The sequence below is a fragment of the Kribbella sp. NPDC023855 genome, from assembly GCF_040639475.1.
GTDB lineage: Bacteria > Actinomycetota > Actinomycetes > Propionibacteriales > Kribbellaceae > Kribbella.
The window spans coordinates 35,409-52,795 of the sequence record NZ_JBFAAA010000022.1; the positions used below are offsets into that span (position 1 = coordinate 35,409).

Sequence of the window (17,387 nt, forward strand, 5' to 3'; positions counted from 1 at the left end):
ATGGCTGAACTGATCACCGGTCCCGACGGCGCTGTGGTGGACGGCGTACTGCGGCTCGGAGCCGACGGCACGGTCGGCGCCGCCGGATACGAGGTGACGACCACCAGGACCGCTCGCGGCCTCCGGTACGACGTACTGACGCCCGCCGGCGAGCAGGTGTCGTGGACAGCCCCAGCAGCTCCCCAGGCGCAACGGACCCTCGTTCTCGGTGGTGCCCGCTCGGGCAAGTCCACGGAGGCAGAGCGCCTGATGGCCGACCACCCCGACACCGTGTACGTGGCAACGGGCGGCGACGGGACAGCCGACCCCGAATGGGCCGAACGGATCGCCCTGCATCGCGGCCGCCGCCCCGCGAGCTGGGGACTCGCCGAGACGATCGACCTCGTCCCGCTGCTCGAGACGGCCGGCCCGCCCCTGCTGATCGACTGCTTCACACTGTGGCTCTCGCGCACGATGGACGCCTGCGAAGTATGGGAGGACCACAGCCGCGCCGCCGAGGTGGAGAAGCGGATCGGGCAACTGGCCGAGGCCTGGTCCCAGACCCCTCGAATGGTAGTTGCCGTGAGCAACGAGGTCGGAAGCGGCGTGGTGCCCGCCGATGCGGGCACCCGGCTGTTCCGCGATCTGATGGGTCGCGTGAACGCTACCCTCGCCAGACGGTCGGAGGCGGTGCTGTGGTGCGTCGCCGGGCGAACCGTTGCACTCTGAGGGGACTTCGATGACGGATGGGCTGAAGCTCGCGTTCGGCACGCTCTCGATCCTGCCCGCGGGCGTGCCCGGGACGGTCGATCGAAAGGTCGCCGGCCGCGCGATGACGTGGGCGCCACTGGTCGGGCTGGTGCTCGGCGGGATCGCCGCGCTGGTGGTCAACGTCACCAACCAGCTGAAGCCCGAGGCTCCGTGGCTTTCGGCAGTGCTGGGCATCGTGGTCCTGATGGCCCTGTCCGGAGCCCTGCACCTCGATGGGCTGGCCGACACCGCTGATGGCTTCGGCAGCCGACGGGACCGCGAGACGAAGCTGCGGATCATGAAGCAGAGCGACATCGGTCCGTTCGGCGTGGTCTCCATCGTCGCGGTCCTGCTGATCGACGTCGCCGCCCTGCAGGCCTGCATCCAGAACGAGTTCGGCTGGCAGGCGCTGCTGATCGCCGGCGTCGCCAGCCGCCTCACCCTCCCCTGGTCCTGCCGTACGTCGGTCCCGTCCGCCCGCCCCGACGGCCTCGGCGCCATGGTCGCCGGCACAGTCCGCCCGTACGCCGCCGCCTTGGTCACGCTCGCGGGTGCCGGCCTCGCCGCAGTACTGGGCTGGCTCACCTCCTGGGCGGCCCTGCACCCCTCGACGGCAGTCAGGGGCGACCTTCCCTGGTACAGCAACGGCAACGGCTATCCCGTGATCCGGCCGACAGAGGTCTCCAGCGACCACTTCATCGGCGTGGACGTCGCTTCGGTCAGCAGCTCCTCCAGCACTTCCACGCTGGGGCTCGCCGTGCTCGGCACGACTGCCGCAGTCCTGGTCGCCGTCCTGCTCGCCATTGCCGTCACCCGTCGTACCCGGAGGTCCCTCGGCGGCATCACCGGCGACACCCTGGGCGCGACCGTCGAACTCGCCCTGCCGCTGACACTCCTCACGCTGGCCTTCACCACCTGACGATGCCGGTGCATTAGTGTCCTTCCGGGCATGGGGACGGGCAGCACTACGCGTGACAGTGAGGACACATGACGGGCGTCTGCAGAATCGATACCGCCGGTTCGGGAGCGAAAGCCCCGCGATCCGTTATCTTTATGTAATGAACGCAACCCGTCCAGCGCCTGGCTCGCAGGCTTCGCTCCGCGAAGCCAACCGCGAGCGCGTTCTGGGGGTTGTCCGGCAACACGGTCCGCTCACGCAGGTCGAGATCGCCGCCGCCTCCGGCTTGTCCGCCGCCACCGTCTCGAACATGGTCAAGGAGCTCGACCAGGCCGGGATGGTTGGACTCTCGCGCAGCATCCGCAACGGGCGCCGCGCAGTACTGGTGTCGTTGGCTTCAGGCGGTGGCCTGCTGGCCGGAGTCGCCTTCGGCGAACGGGACGTCCGCGTCGCCATCGCCTCCGAGAGCCGCGAGATCCTGGCTCAGCAACTGATGCCACTGCAGGCCGACCACGTCGCCGACGACGGGATGGAACGCGCGGCCCGGTTGCTCGCCGACCTGTGCGAGACGGTCGGCGCGAGCGTCGAGGACATCGGCGCGATCGGTTTCGGCCTGCCTGCGCCGGTCGACTCGGTCAGCGGCGAGGCGGGGTCGGACGCCGTCCTGCCCGGCTGGCGCGGCGTCAACGTCGCAGAGGCGATGGCCGGCCATCTGCGCGCTCCGGTCGCGCTCGACAACACCGCCAACCTGGCCGCGCTCGGCGAACTCCGCGAAGGCGCGCTGCGCGGCGTCCAGCACGGGTGCTACATCAAGTTCTCCTACGGCGTGGGCGCCGGCATCGTGCTCGGCGGCGAGATCTTCCGCGGCTCCGCCGGTACTGCGGGCGAGATCGGCCACCTGACCATCGACGAGAACGGGCCCATCTGCCGGTGCGGCAACCGTGGCTGCCTGGACACCTTCGTCGGGTCCCGCGCGCTGCTCAGCTCGTTGCAGGCCTCCCATGGCGCGCTCCGGCTCAGGGACATCGTCACCCGGGCCGTGGCCGGTGATCTCGGCTGCCGCCGGGTGATCGAGGACGCGGGCCGGCGGGTCGGGGTCGCGGTCGCCGGACTGGTGAACCTGTTCAACCCCGAGGTGATCGTGGTCGGCGGCAAGATGGCCGAGGCCGGTGACCTGATCATGCATCCGCTGCGCGAAGCCCTCGACCGGTGCGCGATTCCGAGCGCCGCCGCGACGGTCGAGCTGCGGCCCGCCGAGCTCGGTGACGACGCCGATGTGCTCGGTGCGATCCAGCTCGCCTCGGTACTCAGCCACGCGACGGCCGCCAGGTCGCTGGAGACAACCGTGTAACAACGATATGTCTATTTCTTGAATTCAAGCCTTGACGTCAAGCCGGTTCTGCCTTTGACTCTGCTCAGGCCTACTCGGGCCCTCACGTCAAGGAGTCGCTCTATGTCCGTCTCACCAACCCGTCTTGTCGGTCTCGGCGTCGCCGTCTCGGCGCTTGCCCTCTCCCTGGTGGCCTGTGGGTCGGACGACAAGCCGTCCGACACGGCCGGAGGCAACGCCGGCGGCAAGGTCGCCCTGCTGCTTCCCGAGTCGAAGACGACCCGCTACGAGTCGCTCGACCGGCCGCTGTTCACCGAGGCTCTCAAGACCGCGTGTGCGAACTGCGAGCTGATCTACAGCAACGCCGACCAGGACGCCTCGAAGCAGCAGCAGCAGGCCGAGGCCGCGCTGACCCAGGGCGCCAAGGTGCTCGTGCTCGACCCGGTCGACGGCAAGGCCGCCGCCGCCGTGGTGGCCGCCGCCAAGGCCCAGAACGTCCCGGTCATCGCCTACGACCGGTTCATCGAGAATGCGAACTACTACGTCTCCTTCGAGAACGAGGCCGTCGGCAAGCTCCAGGCGCAGACCCTGGTCGACACCCTGAAGGCGGCCGGCAAGACGTCGGGCAACCTGGCGATGATCAACGGCTCGCCGACCGACCCGAACGCCGCCGACTTCAAGAAGGGCGCGCACAGCGTGCTCGACAGCTCCGGCTTCAAGGTCGCGGCCGAGTTCGACACCCCGGACTGGAGCCCGGACAAGGCCCAGGCCTGGATGGAAGGCCAGCTGAGCGCGATCAAGTCCGGCCTGGTCGGCGTGTACGCCGCCAACGACGGCACCGCCGGTGGCGCCATCGCCGCCCTCAAGGGTGGTGGCGTGAAGCCGCTCCCGCCGGTCACCGGTCAGGACTCCGAGCTCGCCGCGATCCAGCGGATCATCGCCGGTGACCAGGCGATGACGATCTACAAGGCCGTCAAGCCGCAGGCCGAGGCCGCCGCCAAGGCCGCCGTCGCGCTGGTCAACGGTGGCAAGCCCGAGTCGACCACCGAGAAGTCCGGCGTTCCGTCGACGATTCTCGACCCGGTCGCGGTCACCAAGGCCAACATCAACGACACTGTGGTCAAGGACGGTATCTACAAGGTCTCGGACATCTGCACCGCGTCGTTCGCGGCCGCCTGTACCGCCGCCGGCCTCAAGTAACTCCCGGCCTCACGGAAGCCGGCCCGCCCCCGGGCCGGTCAGCCAGCAGAGCCGAGGTCCGGGTGGGCACCTGGTGCCCACCCGGGACCGACGCCGGATAGCAAGCCCTCAGGAGGCTGATCGATGACTGTCACACCCACCCCCGTCACGACCGCCGGCACGGTGCTCGGGCTGCGGGGCGTGTCCAAGCGCTTCGGCGCCGTCCAGGCACTGAAGAACATCGAGCTGGACGTGCGCGCCGGTGAGGTGCTCGCCCTGGTCGGCGACAACGGCGCCGGCAAGTCGACGCTGGTCAAGACCATCGCCGGCGTCTACACCGCCGACGACGGCCAGATGGTGTTCGACGGACGGGACGTACGGGTGAACAGCCCGGCCGAGGCCCAGCAGCTCGGCATCGCCACGGTCTTCCAGGACCTGGCCCTGTGCGACAACCTCGACGTGGTCGCGAACCTGTACCTCGGCCGCGAGCTGCGCAAGGGCGGGGTGATGGACGAGGTCGAGATGGAACGCTCCGCCTGGGAGCTGCTCCGGCAGCTGTCCGCCAAGATCCCCAGCGTCCGGATCCCGGTCGCCAGCCTGTCCGGCGGTCAGCGCCAGACGGTCGCGATCGCCCGCAGCCTGCTCGGTCAGCCGAAGGTCGTGATGCTGGACGAGCCGACCGCCGCGCTGGGCGTGGCGCAGACGGCCGAAGTACTCAACCTGGTCGAGCGGCTCCGCGAGCGTGGCCTCGCGGTGATCCTGATCAGCCACAACATGGCCGACGTGATGGCGGTCGCGGACCGGGTCGCGGTTCTGCGGCTCGGCCGCAACAACGGGATCTTCACGGTCAGCGAGACCAAGACCCAGGACATCATCGCCGCGATCACCGGTGCCACGGACAACGCAGTCTCCGAGCGCGCGGCGCGCCGGACCCAGCAGGAAGGTTCCGCATCATGACCACCCCGGTCGACGGTTCGACGGCTGCCGTGCAGGACACCGTGCCGGAGGCGCAGGATCCGGCCGCGCTGCCCGCCGACCTGCAGGACGAGCGGCTGATCGCCAGCCACGGCGTCAGCGGCGCGATCTCGGCCTTCACCTCCCGGCTGCGGTCCGGCGACCTGGGCTCGGTCCCGGTGGTGGTCGGCCTGATCATCATCTGGGCGGTCTTCCAGATCGCCAACAGCTCCTTCCTGTCCAGCCGCAACCTGGTCAACCTGACCCTGCAGACCACCTCGGTCGGAGTGATTGCCCTGGGCATCGTTCTGGTCCTGCTGCTCGGCGAGATCGACCTCTCGGTCGGCTCGGTCAGCGGCCTGGCCGCCGCGGTCCTCGGCGTGACGTTCGTCAACGAGGGCTGGCCGCTGCTGCTGTCGCTGCTCGTCGGCGCCCTGCTCGGCCTGGTGATCGGCTTGTTCTACGGAGCGCTCTACACCCGCTTCGGGGTGCCCAGCTTCGTCATCACCCTGGCCGGTCTGCTCGGCTTCCTCGGTCTGCAACTGCTGGTGCTGGGCAAGGAAGGCACGCTGAACATCCCGTTCGACTCGCCGATCGTCAAGTTCGCCACCCAGAGCTTCCTGTCCCCCGCGGTGGCCTACGGGCTGGTCGTGGTGATCGTCGCGGCGTACGCCTTCAGCCGGCTGCGCAACCGGGGCGCCCGCGCGGCGGCCGGTCTGTCCGCGGTGCCCACCACGGTCGTCGCGATCAAGGCCGCGGCGCTCGCTCTCGTCCTGCTCATCCCGGTTGCCGTGCTGAACGGTGACCGTGGCGTCTCGTCGATGTTCCTGCTCTTCGTCGGCCTGGTCGTGGTCACCGACTTCATGATCCGCCGGACCCGCTGGGGCCGCTCGGTGGTCGCGGTCGGCGGCAACGTCGAGGCCGCCCGCCGCGCCGGTATCAACGTCCGGATGATCTACCTGTCGGTCTTCGCGGCCTGCTCCACGTTCGCCGCCGTCGGCGGCATCCTGGCCGCCGCCCGGCTGATCGCGGTGAACCAGAACAGCGGTGGCGCCGACACGAACCTGAACGCGATCGCCGCCGCCGTCATCGGGGGCACCAGCCTCTTCGGCGGCCGTGGTTCGGCGTACTCCGCACTGCTCGGCGCGTTGGTGATCATGTCGATCTCCAACGGCCTGGCCCTGCTCAGCCTCGACTCCAGCGTCCGCTACATGGTGACCGCCGGTGTCCTGCTGATCGCTGTCACGATCGACTCCCTCAGCCGCCGCAGCCGTCAGGCCCACGGCCGCGCATAGCTCCCGGTCCAGGGCACTCAGACCGGTGGGTTGCTACCTGACCCCTGCCTCGGTAGCAGCCCGCCGTACCAACGACGGATCGCCACTCCCCGCCCGGAGTGGCGATCCGTTCTCGTTCCCCGGTACCGCAGAATGTGCGGCATGACGCCACGCAAGAACCCGATCAACGCATCGGTCACCTCCGAGCACCAAGCGGTCACCACGCTGGAGCTGTTCTTCGACCTGGTCTTCGTCTTCGCGCTGACCCAGATCACCGCGCTGATGGCGCACGACCTGACCTGGACCGGCATGCTCCGCGGTGTGCTGCTGATCGGCCTGCTCTGGTGGAGCTGGATCGGCTTCTCCTGGCTGTGCAACCTGGTCAAGGCCGACGAGGGCGCGGTCCGCGGTGTCGTGCTGGCCGCGATGGGCGCGATGTTCGTGATCGCGCTGGCCATCCCGGAGGCGTTCCACGACCTCGACGGCGGCCTGCCCGGCCCGGTGGTGATCGCGCTGGCGTACTTCGCCTTCCGGGCGCTGCACCTGTGGTTGTTCTGGCTGATCGCGGACGGCGACAAGCAACTGCGCCGGACGCTGACCCGGTTCGCCCCGTCGATGCTGGCCGGTACTGCGCTGCTGCTGGTCGCGTCGCAGTTCCACGGCACCACCCAGACACTGCTCTGGGCCGCCGCCCTGGCCGCGGACTACGGCGGCACCTACCTGATCGATGCCCGCGGCTGGCGGCTGCGCTCGGCCGTTCACTTCGCCGAGCGGCACGGCCTGATCATCATCATCGCGCTGGGTGAGTCGATCGTGGCGATCGGCGTCGGCGTCACCGACCTGCCGATCTCCTGGCCGATCCTGGTCGCCTCGCTGCTCGGCCTGACCGTCGCCGCGGGGCTGTGGTGGATCTACTTCGACGCGACCGCGTACTACGGCGAGCGGGCGCTGGGCGCCGAACCGGCGGAGACCCGGCCTAAGCTCGCCCGCGACGCCTACACGTTCCTGCACTTCCCGATGGTGGCCGGCATCGTGCTGCTCGCACTCGGCCTGAAGAAGGTCCTCGAGTACGTCGGTGACACCGAGCACCACCACCTGGACGACCCGCTGAAGGGCATCGGCCTGTTCGCCTTGTTCTTCGGCGTCGTTCTCTACCTCCTCGGCCACGTGGGCTTCAAGTGGCGCACCACCCACCGCGTCGGCATCAGCCGCCTGATCACCGCCGCGCTCTGCGTTCTCGCGCTCCCGCTGTTGGCCAAAGTGCCGGCGCTCGGCCAGCTCGCAGTACTGGCCGCTCTGCTGATCGGTCTGGTCGCCTTCGAAACCGTCCGCTTCGCCCAGGAACGCGACGAGATCCGGCACGGCGACCACGCCTGACCCGCACCGACAAAGCGAGGGCCCCGCCGACCGGGAAGGTCGGCGGGGCCAGCGCAGCGATTGTGCTCAGGCCGTGGCGGCCGTCAGGTCCACCTTCGGTTCGGCGAAGTGGCAGGCTGCCGCGTGGCCGGGGCCGGACTTGGCCTTCGGCGTGAGCAGCGGCTCCTGGGTGGCGCAGATGTCCTCGGCCTTCCAGCAGCGGGTCCGGAACCGGCAGCCGCTCGGCGGGTCGATCGGCGACGGCACATCGCCGACCAGCCGGATCCGCTCCTTCGGCGGGACACCACGGATGGTGCCCAGGTCCGGGGCGGCCGACAGCAGTGCCTGGGTGTACGGGTGCTGCGGAGCGGTGTAGATCTGCTCCCGCGGGCCCTGCTCGACGATCTTGCCCAGGTACATCACCGCGACCTCGTCACAGAAGTGCCGGACCACGCCGAGGTCGTGCGCGATGAAGACGAACGCGATGCCCAGGTCGCGGCGCAGGTCCTCCAGCAGGTTCATCACCTGGGCCTGGATGGACACGTCCAGCGCCGACACCGGCTCGTCGGCGATGATCACCTCGGGCTCGACGGCCAGGGCCCGGGCGATCCCGATCCGCTGCCGCTGACCGCCGGAGAACTCGTTCGGGTAGCGGTTGTGGTGCTCGGGGTTCAGCCCGACCCGCTCCAGCAGTTCCTGGACGCGGGCCAGCTCCTTGCCCCTCGGGACCAGGTTGTGCACCCGCAACGGCGTGGTGATGATGTTGCTGACCGTCTGCCGCGGGTTCAGCGAGCTGTACGGGTCCTGGAACACGATCTGCAGCTGACGTCGGAACGGGCGAAGGTCCTTCTCCTTCATCTGCGCGATGTCGGTGCCCTTGAACAGGATCTGGCCCGCCGTCGGCGTCAGCAGCCGGGTGATCATCCGGCCCGTCGTCGACTTGCCGCAGCCCGACTCACCGACCAGGCCGAGGCTCCCGCCCGGCTTGAGGTCGAAGCTGACGCCGTCGACGGCCTGGACCACCTTGCGGGTCCGGCCGAGCCCGGCGGCCTCCTTGATCGGGAAGTGCATCTTGAGGTCGCGGACCTGCAGCAGCGGGCTGGCCGTAGTACTGGCGTCAACGGGACGCATGGTGTCGCTCATTTCTCTCCTCAGCCCAGTCTCGGCTCGACCTCGGCCTCGTAGATCGAGGCCTTGTCGTGCAGGTGGCAACGCGACGTGTGCGCTCCGGCACCGTCGACCGGAAGCAGCTCGGGCAGGTCGGTGGTGCAGCGTTCGCCCTTGACCCGGTCCTTGTAGGGACAGCGCGGGTTGAACGAACAGCCGTCCGGCAGGGCCAGCAGGCTCGGCGGCAGTCCCTTGATCGGGCGCAGCCGCTCGTTCGCGGCCGACACCGTCGGGATCGACTCCAGCAGACCCCAGGTGTACGGCATCCGCGGCCGGGCCAGCACGTCCTCGGCGGTGCCGTACTCGACGCAGCGGCCGGCGTACATGACCAGGACGTCGTCGGCCATCTCGGCCACCACGCCCAGGTCGTGCGTGATCAGCACGATCGCCGAGCCGAACTCCTTCTGCAGGTTGTTCAGCAGGTCCAGGATCTGCGCCTGCACGGTGACGTCGAGCGCGGTGGTCGGCTCGTCGGCGATCACCAGCTTCGGGTCGTTGACCAGCCCCATCGCGATCATCGCGCGCTGCCGCATACCGCCGGAGAACTCGTGCGGGTACTGCTTGAACCGCCGGATCGGGTTCGGGATGCCGACCAGGTCGAGCATCTCCAGCGCGCGCTTCTTCGCGACCTCCTTGGACACCTGGTGGTGCACCCGGTAGGCCTCGGAGATCTGAGCGCCGATCGTGTAGAGCGGGTGCAGCGACGACTGCGGGTCCTGGAAGACCATCGCCACCGCGTCGCCACGGACCTTCATCAGTTCGGCCTCGGACAGCCCGACCAGTTCGTCGCCGCCGAGCCGGATCGAGCCGGTGATCCTGGTCCGCTTGGGATCGTGCAGGCCCATCACGGCCATACTCGACACCGACTTGCCGGACCCGGACTCACCGACGATCGCCAGCGTCCGGCCGAGCGGAACCGAGTAGCTGAGCCCGTTCACCGCGCTGACCAGTCCGTCGGCGGTCGGGAACTGCACGGTCAGGCCCTCGACCACCAGGTACGGCGTCTCGCCGCTCGGCGACATCGCCGTGGTCCGGCGCTCGCGGGTCGCGATCGAGGGGATGCGCTGCTCGGGCACGACCTGGCCGGCCGCCGGGCCGTCGGTCGGGCCGTCGCTGCGTGCGGTACCGGCCATGGTGTCCTGGAGGTCCTTCCGTCCGTCGTTCCCGGTTGTGCTCACGAGAGCCTCACCCGCGGGTCGATCACGCTGTAGGCCACGTCGACGAGGAAGTTCATCGTGACCAGGATGACCGAGGAGACCAGTACGACGCCCATGATGACCGGCAGGTCGTAGGTGGTCAGGCTCTCCAGCACCAGGTTGCCCAGTCCGGGCAGGTCGAAGATGCGCTCGGTGAAGATCGCGCCGCCGAGGCTGCCGGCCACGTCCAGGCCGAAGATCGTGATCACCGGGATCAGGCCGGAGCGCAGCGCGTGCTTGTAGGTGACGACGCGATCCGACAGGCCCTTCGCGCGGGCGGTGCGGATGTAGTCCTCGCTGAGCGTCTCCACCATCGAGCCGCGCGCGTACCGGGCGTACTGGGTGCAGTTGTAGATGCCGATCACCAGCCACGGCGTCAGCAGGCCGAGGAACCACTTGCCGGGACTCTCCGACAGCGGCGTGTACCCGCCCCGCGGCAGGATCGGGTAGAGGATCGTCAGGTAGAGCGAGATCATCAGCGCGACGATGTAGTACGGGATCGAGCTGAGCACCAGCGTGCTGCTCATCAGCACCCGGTCACCGGTCGTCCCGCGTCGCTTCGCGGCCATCGAGCCCACGAAGACGCCGATCGTCAGCACCAGGACGGCGTAGCCCGCCACCAGTGACACCGTCACCGGGAGCCGGCTGCCCAGCATGTCGGTGACCGGCCGGTTGTTCTTGAAGGAGAAGCCCAGGCAGGGCGCATTGCACTCCTGCTTGAGGCCGGACGTCTCGAAGGTCCGCCCGGCGAAGATGCCTGCCGTGTACTCGGCGAACTGCTGCACCTTGGGCCGATCCAGGTGCAGGTTCTCCTTGATGTCGTTGTAGCGCTGCTGGGTGCAGTTGCGCTCACCGCAGATCGCCGCGGCCGGGTCGGTCGGGGCGATGAAGAACAGCGCGAAGGTCGCGATCAGCGTGACCAGCACGACACTGAGCGCGCTGACCAGCCGGCGCGCCACGAAGTAGAGCACGGGGTTTCTCCTCACCGATCGGGGTGGTGACCGGACGCGGTCCGGCCACCACCCCTCCGTTCAGATCAGACGACTGCCTACGGCAGGGTCGATCAGGGCTGCTTCAGGTAGATCGAGGTGAACTCGGGCATGCCCTGGGTCGGGTCGTTGACCACGTGGCCGAGGTTCTTCCCGACCGGGAAGGCGTTGGCCGAGTAGTACAGCGGGACCGACGGCAGGTAGTCCTGCATGATCATCTTGTCGATCTTGGTCCACTCCTTCAGCTGCTCCTCCGGGCTGAGCGCGGCGACCCGGTCGATCTCGGCGTCCAGCTTCGGGTCCTGCAGCTGACCCTGGCTGTTGCCGAGCTCGATCGCGTCGGACTTGTACAGCACCGGGAACCAGCTGGTACCGGACGGCCAGTCGGAGCACCAGTTGGCCGGGGCCTTGCCGATGTTGACCGGAGCGTTCTGGTTGCCGATCAAGGTCCGGATCTTGGCCTTCGGCACACCGATCGCCTTGACCTTGAAGCCGGCCTTCTCGAACGTCTGGGTGCGCAGCTGGTTGACCTTGGTGGTGATCGGGTCGTCGTTGGAGTAGTACCAGCTGAGCTCGAAGTTCGACTTGCCGAGTTCCTTCAGCTTGTTCTTGACCTCTTCGGCGATGGCCGGGTCCTGGGCGCCCTTACCCTTGCCGGTCAGGCCCGGGAGCTCGTACTTCTCGTAGCCCGGGACGGCCGGCGGCAGGTAGGTGGAGGCCGGGATCGCGGTGTCCGGGGTCAGACCGGCGACCTTGCGCCAGTCGTCGATCGGGTAGGCCTTGGCGATCAGCTTGCGGACCTCCAAGGGGATCTTGCGGGTGTCCATCGAGTAGGTGATGACACACGGCTGCGGGCCCTTGACGATCTGGCTCGGGTCCTTGACCTCGTTCAGCAGGCTGGCGTCCAGGTTGCTGTAGTTCAGCGCGTTGGCGTCGGGGCCGGCGCTGGCCAGCACCTGCCGCTGCACCTTGATGGTGTCCTGGGCGAACTTGAAGTTGAAGCCGTCGACGTACTGGTACCGCACCGGGTCGGTCTTCGGGTCCCACTGGTCGTTCTTGACCAGCTTCAGCTCCGAGCCGGGCGTCAGCGACGCGAGCTTGTACGGGCCGGTCGACTTCGGCTTGAGCTCGTACTCCTTCTTCGTGTCCGCGGCCTGCGGGATCGGCGTGAACAGCGGGAAGGCGGCGTAGAACGGCAGATCGTCGAACTTCGTCCGCAGGTGGATGATCAGCGTCTGCTCGTCCGGCGTCTCGACCCCGGAGTACGGCGCGTTCTTGTCCGCGTACGGGCCCTTGTACTTGTCGCCGTCCTTGAAGAACTGGATGTGGTACGCCGGACCCTGGTCGTACAGGTCGTGGGCGAAGGCCCGCTTGATGGCGTAGGCGTAGTCGGCGGCCTTGACCGGCGTGCCGTCGTCGTACTTGATGCCCTGCTTCAGCTTGAAGGTCCAGGTCAGGCCGTCGGCCGACTTGGTGCCCAGGTCCTCGGCGAGGTCCGGCACGAGGGTCGGCTTCTGGGTCTTCTCGTCCAGCTTGTACTGCGTCAGCGCGCGCATGTACAGCTTCGCGATCTGGTTACCGTCGGTGTAGTAGATGTTCGCCGGGTCGAAGGTGTCCGGCGTGACGTCGGACAGGATCGTGACCGTCCCGCCCTTCTTGGCGCCCTCGATCTCCGGGGCCGGGCCCTTGGCGGTGGCGTCGGTGGCCTTCACCTGAGCGCCGCCCAGGTTCTCTTCGCCACTGCCGCCGGACTTGTTGCTCGACGACGGGCTGCCACAGGCCGCGACGGCCAGCATGACCGTCGCCGCGACCGCGGTGATCCGTTTCCACTGCATTGTCGTGTTTCTCCTTTTCTGCCGCTGGGGCAACGCCGGGCTACCGACGAGTCTTGGGGTCGAAGGCGTCGCGCACCGCGTCACCCAGCAGGGCGAGGGCCAGCACCAGGACGGTGATGCCCAGTACGGGAAGCCACAGGTACAGGGGGTCGGCCTTGAACCAGTTCGTGGCGTCGGCGATCGTCTGTCCCCAGGACGGGATCGGCTCGATCAGCCCGACACCCAGGTACGAGAGACCGGCTTCGGCGGTCACGTAGGCCGGCAGGGACAGCGACGCCGAGATCACGATCGGGGCGACCAGGTTCGGCAGCAGTTCCTTGAACAGCACCTGGTGGGTCGGTACGCCGATCGCCTTGGCGGCGAGCACGAACTCGCGCTCGCGCAGGGACAGCACCTCGCCCCGGATGATCCGGGCCAGCCCGGCCCAGCCGAAGAACGAGAGCACGAAGATCAGCACCAGGAACCGGGTCGAGGCCTGTTCCTGCGGACTGAGGTTGAACGAACCGCCGCGCAGCGACTCGACGATCGGCACCATCGCGATCGCGAACAGCAGGTACGGCAGGCTCAGCACGAAGTCGATGACCCAGGAGATGATCCGGTCGACCCAGCCGCCGAGGAAGCCGGCCAGCAGGCCCATCACGACACCGGTGATGGTGCCGATCACGGTCGCGACGAAGGCGACTTGCAGCGACGGGCGTGCGCCGTACACCCAGCGGGCGAAGTTGTCCCGGCCGGTCTTCGGCTCGACGCCGAACCAGTGCTCGGCGTTCGCGACGAACGTCGGGTAACCGTACTCGTCGACCAGGCCTGTGTTGAAGGTGCCGATGTCGCCGCCCTCGAGCTTGGCCAGCAACGGCGCGAAGATCGCGATCAGGACGAAGCCGAGCACGATGACGGCGCAGGTGATCGCGACCTTGTCCTTGCGGAGCCGGTCCATCGCGATCCGGGTCGGGGACTTTCCGTGCCCGACCGCCGCCGGGCGGACCGGCTCGGCCGACGCCGGGTGGTCCTCGACGCCTACGGTCGAGTCGGGTGACCCAATACTCATTCGCGCTCCGTCAGCTTGGTCAGCCAGAATTCTGGGAAGTCAGAACCGGCCGGCGGTCGGTGGATCGGGCCTGGGGCCGACCCTTTGCACCTTGGTGCAAATCCCTTGACAAGGGTCGATCCCCCACAGCCGCGCGCTAGCCTGCCTGACGCCGTGACGGCAAACCAGCGGGTTCTGGCAGCAGTGCACAAATCGTTACCGGAACGCCATACCGGCCGGAACATTTGCACCCAATGGTTACTCTCCGCGTACAAATCAGCGCAAATAGCGTCGGCACAGCGCCGTCAGTGGCCATTTTGTGCCAAATTGTCACTGAACGTGCAACTACCAGGACACCCTGCGGTGTTTATGGCGCCGATCACTCTCCGCAGTCATCGGCGCCCGGGACGTCCGGGGCGAGCAGCGACCACTCAAGGGTTTCTCGCGGTGAGTGCTTCACGTGCTTCCGCCAGGAGAGCGACCAGCACGGTTTCTCTGGCCTGGTCACCGGCTCGTACTGCGGCGTCGAGCCCGATCTGAAGGCAACTGGCGGCCTCGTCGATGTCCCCGTGGGCGAGGAGCACCTCACCGAGCTCGCCGACCGTCTCCGCCATGTCGACCTCCTGGCTCAGCTTCCCGTAGATCGCGATGCTCTCGCGATAACGCCGGATCGAGGCGCTGAGCTGTCCGGTGCGGTAGTCGAGCTCGCCGAGCATGCCCAGAACGTAGGCTCTGCGCCAGTCGTTCGCCCCGGCCGTGGCCGCGGAGAGTGCTCCCTCGAGGTGCAGTCTCTCCGCGTCAGGATCGCCGAGCTCCTTGTAGAGCGAGCCGAGCGACAGGTGGGCGCCTCCTTGCAAGGAGAGGTCACCGATCTGGCCGGCCAGGGTCAGGGTCTCCAGAGCGACCCCGACGGCTTCGTCGTAGCTGCCGCCGTCGTAGAGAATCCGGGCGAAGTTGTTGGATGCCGCGAGCGCCGCCCGGGTCTCGCCGACGGATCTCAACCGGCTGACGGCCTGCCGGAAGACGGCGACCGAGGAGTTGAAGTTGCCGGCTCCCCCGTAGGCGATGCCGAGATCTCCGAGCAGGTGGCCCGCTGCCACTTGGTCGTCGACAGTCTCGGCAATCTCGACCGCGGCAGTCCCCCTTGCTGCCGCATCGAGCCACGCCATCCGGGACCTGTCGTAGGTCCCCAGCCCGACGGCCAGCTCGAGCGCTAACCGCCGGGTGTCGCCGGTTCCCCGGGAGCCCTGGAGTACTGCGGAGTTCAGCGGCGCACCATCCAGCCAGTCGAAGTTGGCCTCACCGTCGGGAACGCCCTGTTCCTCCAGGTCCTTCACCCGGTCTGCCGCCCACGTCAGCCTGGTGGCATCCGCGCTGCGCGACCTGACCGATCGCCAAGCTATGCAGGAGTAGAGCGTCAGCAGACGCTGGAACGCGGCCTCCCGGGCGGACACGTCCAGGGTGGACTCCGCCTCCTCACGGGCATAGGACCAGACCAGGTCATGGAGTCGATAGGTGCCCGGCCGCGCGGTTGCGACGAGCTGTGCGTCGACCAGGCGTTCCAGCCGCTCCTCTGCCGTATCCGGATCGAGCCCGGCCAGCTGGGCCGCTTCGAGTGCGCGGGTCTGCGGACTGTCGGGGATGCCCAGGGCAACAAAAACGTCGGCAGCACTGCGGTCACCCGGATCATCGGACCCGCGGAGCTGTTCCACGGAGCTCGCCAGTACTGCCCGGAGTCCTTTTCCCTCCGCGTCCAGGTGGTCCAGGCGCCGCTGCTGATCCGCGATTCGTTCGGCCAGATGGCTGACCGGCCAATTCGGCCTGGCCACCAACCGCGCACCTGCCACCCGTACTGCGAGGGGCAGGTTGCCGCAGACATCCAGGATCGCCCGGGCTGCCTCCGGCTCGGCCCGGATTCGCTCGGCACCGACCAAGTGCTCGAGCAACTCCATCGCCTCGCGGTCGTCGAGCGCCTCGAGCTGGAGCGTGCGCGACGTGTTGAGCTGGGGCAGCTGAGCCCGGCTCGTCACGATCACCGCCGAACCACCGGGACCAGGCAGCAACGGCTCGACCACCTCGGTCCGCGCGACGTTGTCCAGCACGATGAGAACCCGGCGTCCCGCGAGCATGGTGCGGTACTTCAGGGTCGCCTCGGCGACGTCGTTCGGCACCGCCTCGGGCGGCAGTCCGAGACTCCGGAGCAGGATGCCGAGCGCCTCCTGGGCCGACATCGGCTCCTCTTCGCCGTAGCCGTTGAGGTCGAGGAAGAGCTGACCGTCCGGATAACCGGTCGCGACCCGATTCGCGACCTCGACCGCGAGCGCCGTCTTCCCGACCCCGCCCATCCCGGCGATCGCCGAGACGACCACCACCGGGGCGGCCGGGCCGTCGCGCCGCTCGGTCAGCAGCCTGGTCAGCTCCTCGACGACCTCGATCCGGCCGACGAACCCGCTGACCGACGACGGCAGCTGCCTCGGTACGTCGTCGAGTGGCGACTGCGGCTTCAGCAGCTCGGGATCGTTGCGCAGGATCGCCGTCTCGATCTCGTCCAGCCGTGGCCCCGGATCCAAGCCCTGTTCATCGGCAAGATCTCGCTTGGCTGCGCGCAACGCCGCCAACGCGTCCGCCGCGCGACCTGCGCGGTACAGGGCGATCGCCTGAGCCGCCACCAGTCGTTCCCGGGCCGGGTGCTCGGCGACCAGCCCGGCCAGCTCCGGGACCAGCTGATGGTCGAGCCCGGACGCGAGCTCTGCCTCGATCCGCGATTCCAGGGCGTTCAGCCGGCCCTCTTCCAGGTCGCTGCACAACCTCCGGCGCAGCTCCTCCGAGGCGACGTCCACGAGAGCAGGACCTCGCCACAGCGCGAGGGCTTCCCGCAGCAACTCGGCCCGGGCATCGGGATCCGCAGTCGCGTCGGCCCGTCGTACGGCGTCCTCGAACTGGCGGACGTCGATGGTCGAGGGGTCCACGCTCAGCTGGTAGCCCTGGTTGCGGGCCTCCAGGTTCGAGCCGGCGGGAAGGGCCTTGCGCAGGCGGGAGACATAGACCTGGAGAGTGCGCACTGGGTTGTCCGGCGTCTTCTCCTGCCACAGCAGGCTGATCAGCCGCTCGGTCGGGACGACCCGGTTGGCGGACAACACCAGGAGAGCCAGCAACAGGCGCTCCTGCCGCCGCCCTAGTGGCAGCGTCTTGCCGGCGGCAACGACCTCTACAGGACCCAGTAAGCGGAACTCCACTTGCGCAGGGTAGCTCGGTGGTAGGCACTGGGTAACAGCTTTCCCACATGCTGCGCCTATGCGCTGGTGGAGCGGTACTGCGGTGGCCCTACTGGGAGTGATGTCCACGCTGTTGTCACCCGTGCCGGGCCCAGGGCGGGGTTGGTGCCTGAGCGCACACGGAGTACAGGCGCATTGCCGCGGTACTGCTGCTCCGCGCGTACGCGACGAACCCCGG

At 68.4% G+C, this 17,387-nt stretch carries 13 protein-coding genes; 7 read left to right on the forward strand and 6 right to left on the reverse strand.

Annotated elements, in window-relative coordinates; translation table 11 throughout:
• The 7 genes from AB0F51_RS38770 to AB0F51_RS38800 all read left to right on the forward strand — a co-directional run bounded on the left by AB0F51_RS38770 (position 1) and on the right by AB0F51_RS38800 (position 7,741).
• Positions 1-708, forward strand: coding sequence for a bifunctional adenosylcobinamide kinase/adenosylcobinamide-phosphate guanylyltransferase (locus tag AB0F51_RS38770; protein WP_360288708.1), 708 nt, complete (start codon positions 1-3; stop codon positions 706-708).
• Positions 709-718: 10 nt separating this feature from the next.
• The gene (locus AB0F51_RS38775) at positions 719-1,648 is read left to right on the forward strand and encodes an adenosylcobinamide-GDP ribazoletransferase (RefSeq protein WP_360288710.1); all 930 of its coding nucleotides are present in this window, start codon (positions 719-721) and stop codon (positions 1,646-1,648) included.
• Between the two features lie 139 nt (positions 1,649-1,787).
• Positions 1,788-2,978, forward strand: coding sequence for an ROK family transcriptional regulator (locus AB0F51_RS38780; protein WP_360288712.1), 1,191 nt, complete (start codon positions 1,788-1,790; stop codon positions 2,976-2,978).
• A 102-nt stretch (positions 2,979-3,080) separates the two neighbouring features.
• Complete coding sequence (locus tag AB0F51_RS38785) at positions 3,081-4,157, forward strand: sugar ABC transporter substrate-binding protein (protein ID WP_360288714.1); 1,077 nt, start codon at positions 3,081-3,083, stop codon at positions 4,155-4,157.
• A 123-nt stretch (positions 4,158-4,280) separates the two neighbouring features.
• Positions 4,281-5,093 (forward strand): ATP-binding cassette domain-containing protein, encoded by an 813-nt coding sequence (locus AB0F51_RS38790; RefSeq protein WP_360288716.1) that lies wholly within the window; start codon positions 4,281-4,283, stop codon positions 5,091-5,093.
• Positions 5,090-6,385 (forward strand): sugar ABC transporter permease, encoded by a 1,296-nt coding sequence (locus tag AB0F51_RS38795; RefSeq protein WP_360288718.1) that lies wholly within the window; start codon positions 5,090-5,092, stop codon positions 6,383-6,385. Before AB0F51_RS38790 ends, AB0F51_RS38795 begins: the two co-directional genes overlap by 4 nt.
• Positions 6,386-6,526: 141 nt before the next feature.
• Entirely contained in the window at positions 6,527-7,741 is a 1,215-nt protein-coding gene (locus AB0F51_RS38800) for a low temperature requirement protein A (protein WP_360288720.1), read from the forward strand.
• 66 nt (positions 7,742-7,807) lie between these two features.
• Here the strand turns inward: AB0F51_RS38800 and AB0F51_RS38805 are convergent, their stop codons facing one another.
• The 6 genes from AB0F51_RS38805 to AB0F51_RS38830 all read right to left on the reverse strand — a co-directional run bounded on the left by AB0F51_RS38805 (position 7,808) and on the right by AB0F51_RS38830 (position 17,170).
• On the reverse strand, positions 7,808-8,863 hold the full coding sequence (locus tag AB0F51_RS38805) for a dipeptide ABC transporter ATP-binding protein (RefSeq protein WP_360288722.1): 1,056 nt from the start codon (positions 8,861-8,863) through the stop codon (positions 7,808-7,810).
• A gap of 8 nt (positions 8,864-8,871) precedes the next feature.
• Entirely contained in the window at positions 8,872-9,909 is a 1,038-nt protein-coding gene (locus tag AB0F51_RS38810) for an ABC transporter ATP-binding protein (RefSeq protein ID WP_360288745.1), read from the reverse strand.
• Positions 9,910-10,061: 152 nt separating this feature from the next.
• The gene (locus AB0F51_RS38815) at positions 10,062-11,054 is read right to left on the reverse strand and encodes an ABC transporter permease (RefSeq protein WP_360288724.1); all 993 of its coding nucleotides are present in this window, start codon (positions 11,052-11,054) and stop codon (positions 10,062-10,064) included.
• Between the two features lie 92 nt (positions 11,055-11,146).
• Positions 11,147-12,907 carry an ABC transporter substrate-binding protein gene (locus AB0F51_RS38820; protein WP_360288726.1) on the reverse strand — a complete coding sequence of 587 codons (1,761 nt, stop codon included), beginning with the start codon at positions 12,905-12,907 and terminating at the stop codon, positions 11,147-11,149.
• Between the two features lie 40 nt (positions 12,908-12,947).
• Entirely contained in the window at positions 12,948-13,955 is a 1,008-nt protein-coding gene (locus AB0F51_RS38825) for an ABC transporter permease (RefSeq protein ID WP_360288728.1), read from the reverse strand.
• A gap of 410 nt (positions 13,956-14,365) precedes the next feature.
• Entirely contained in the window at positions 14,366-17,170 is a 2,805-nt protein-coding gene (locus AB0F51_RS38830; protein WP_360288730.1) for a BTAD domain-containing putative transcriptional regulator, read from the reverse strand.
• Positions 17,171-17,387: the final 217 nt, after the last annotated feature.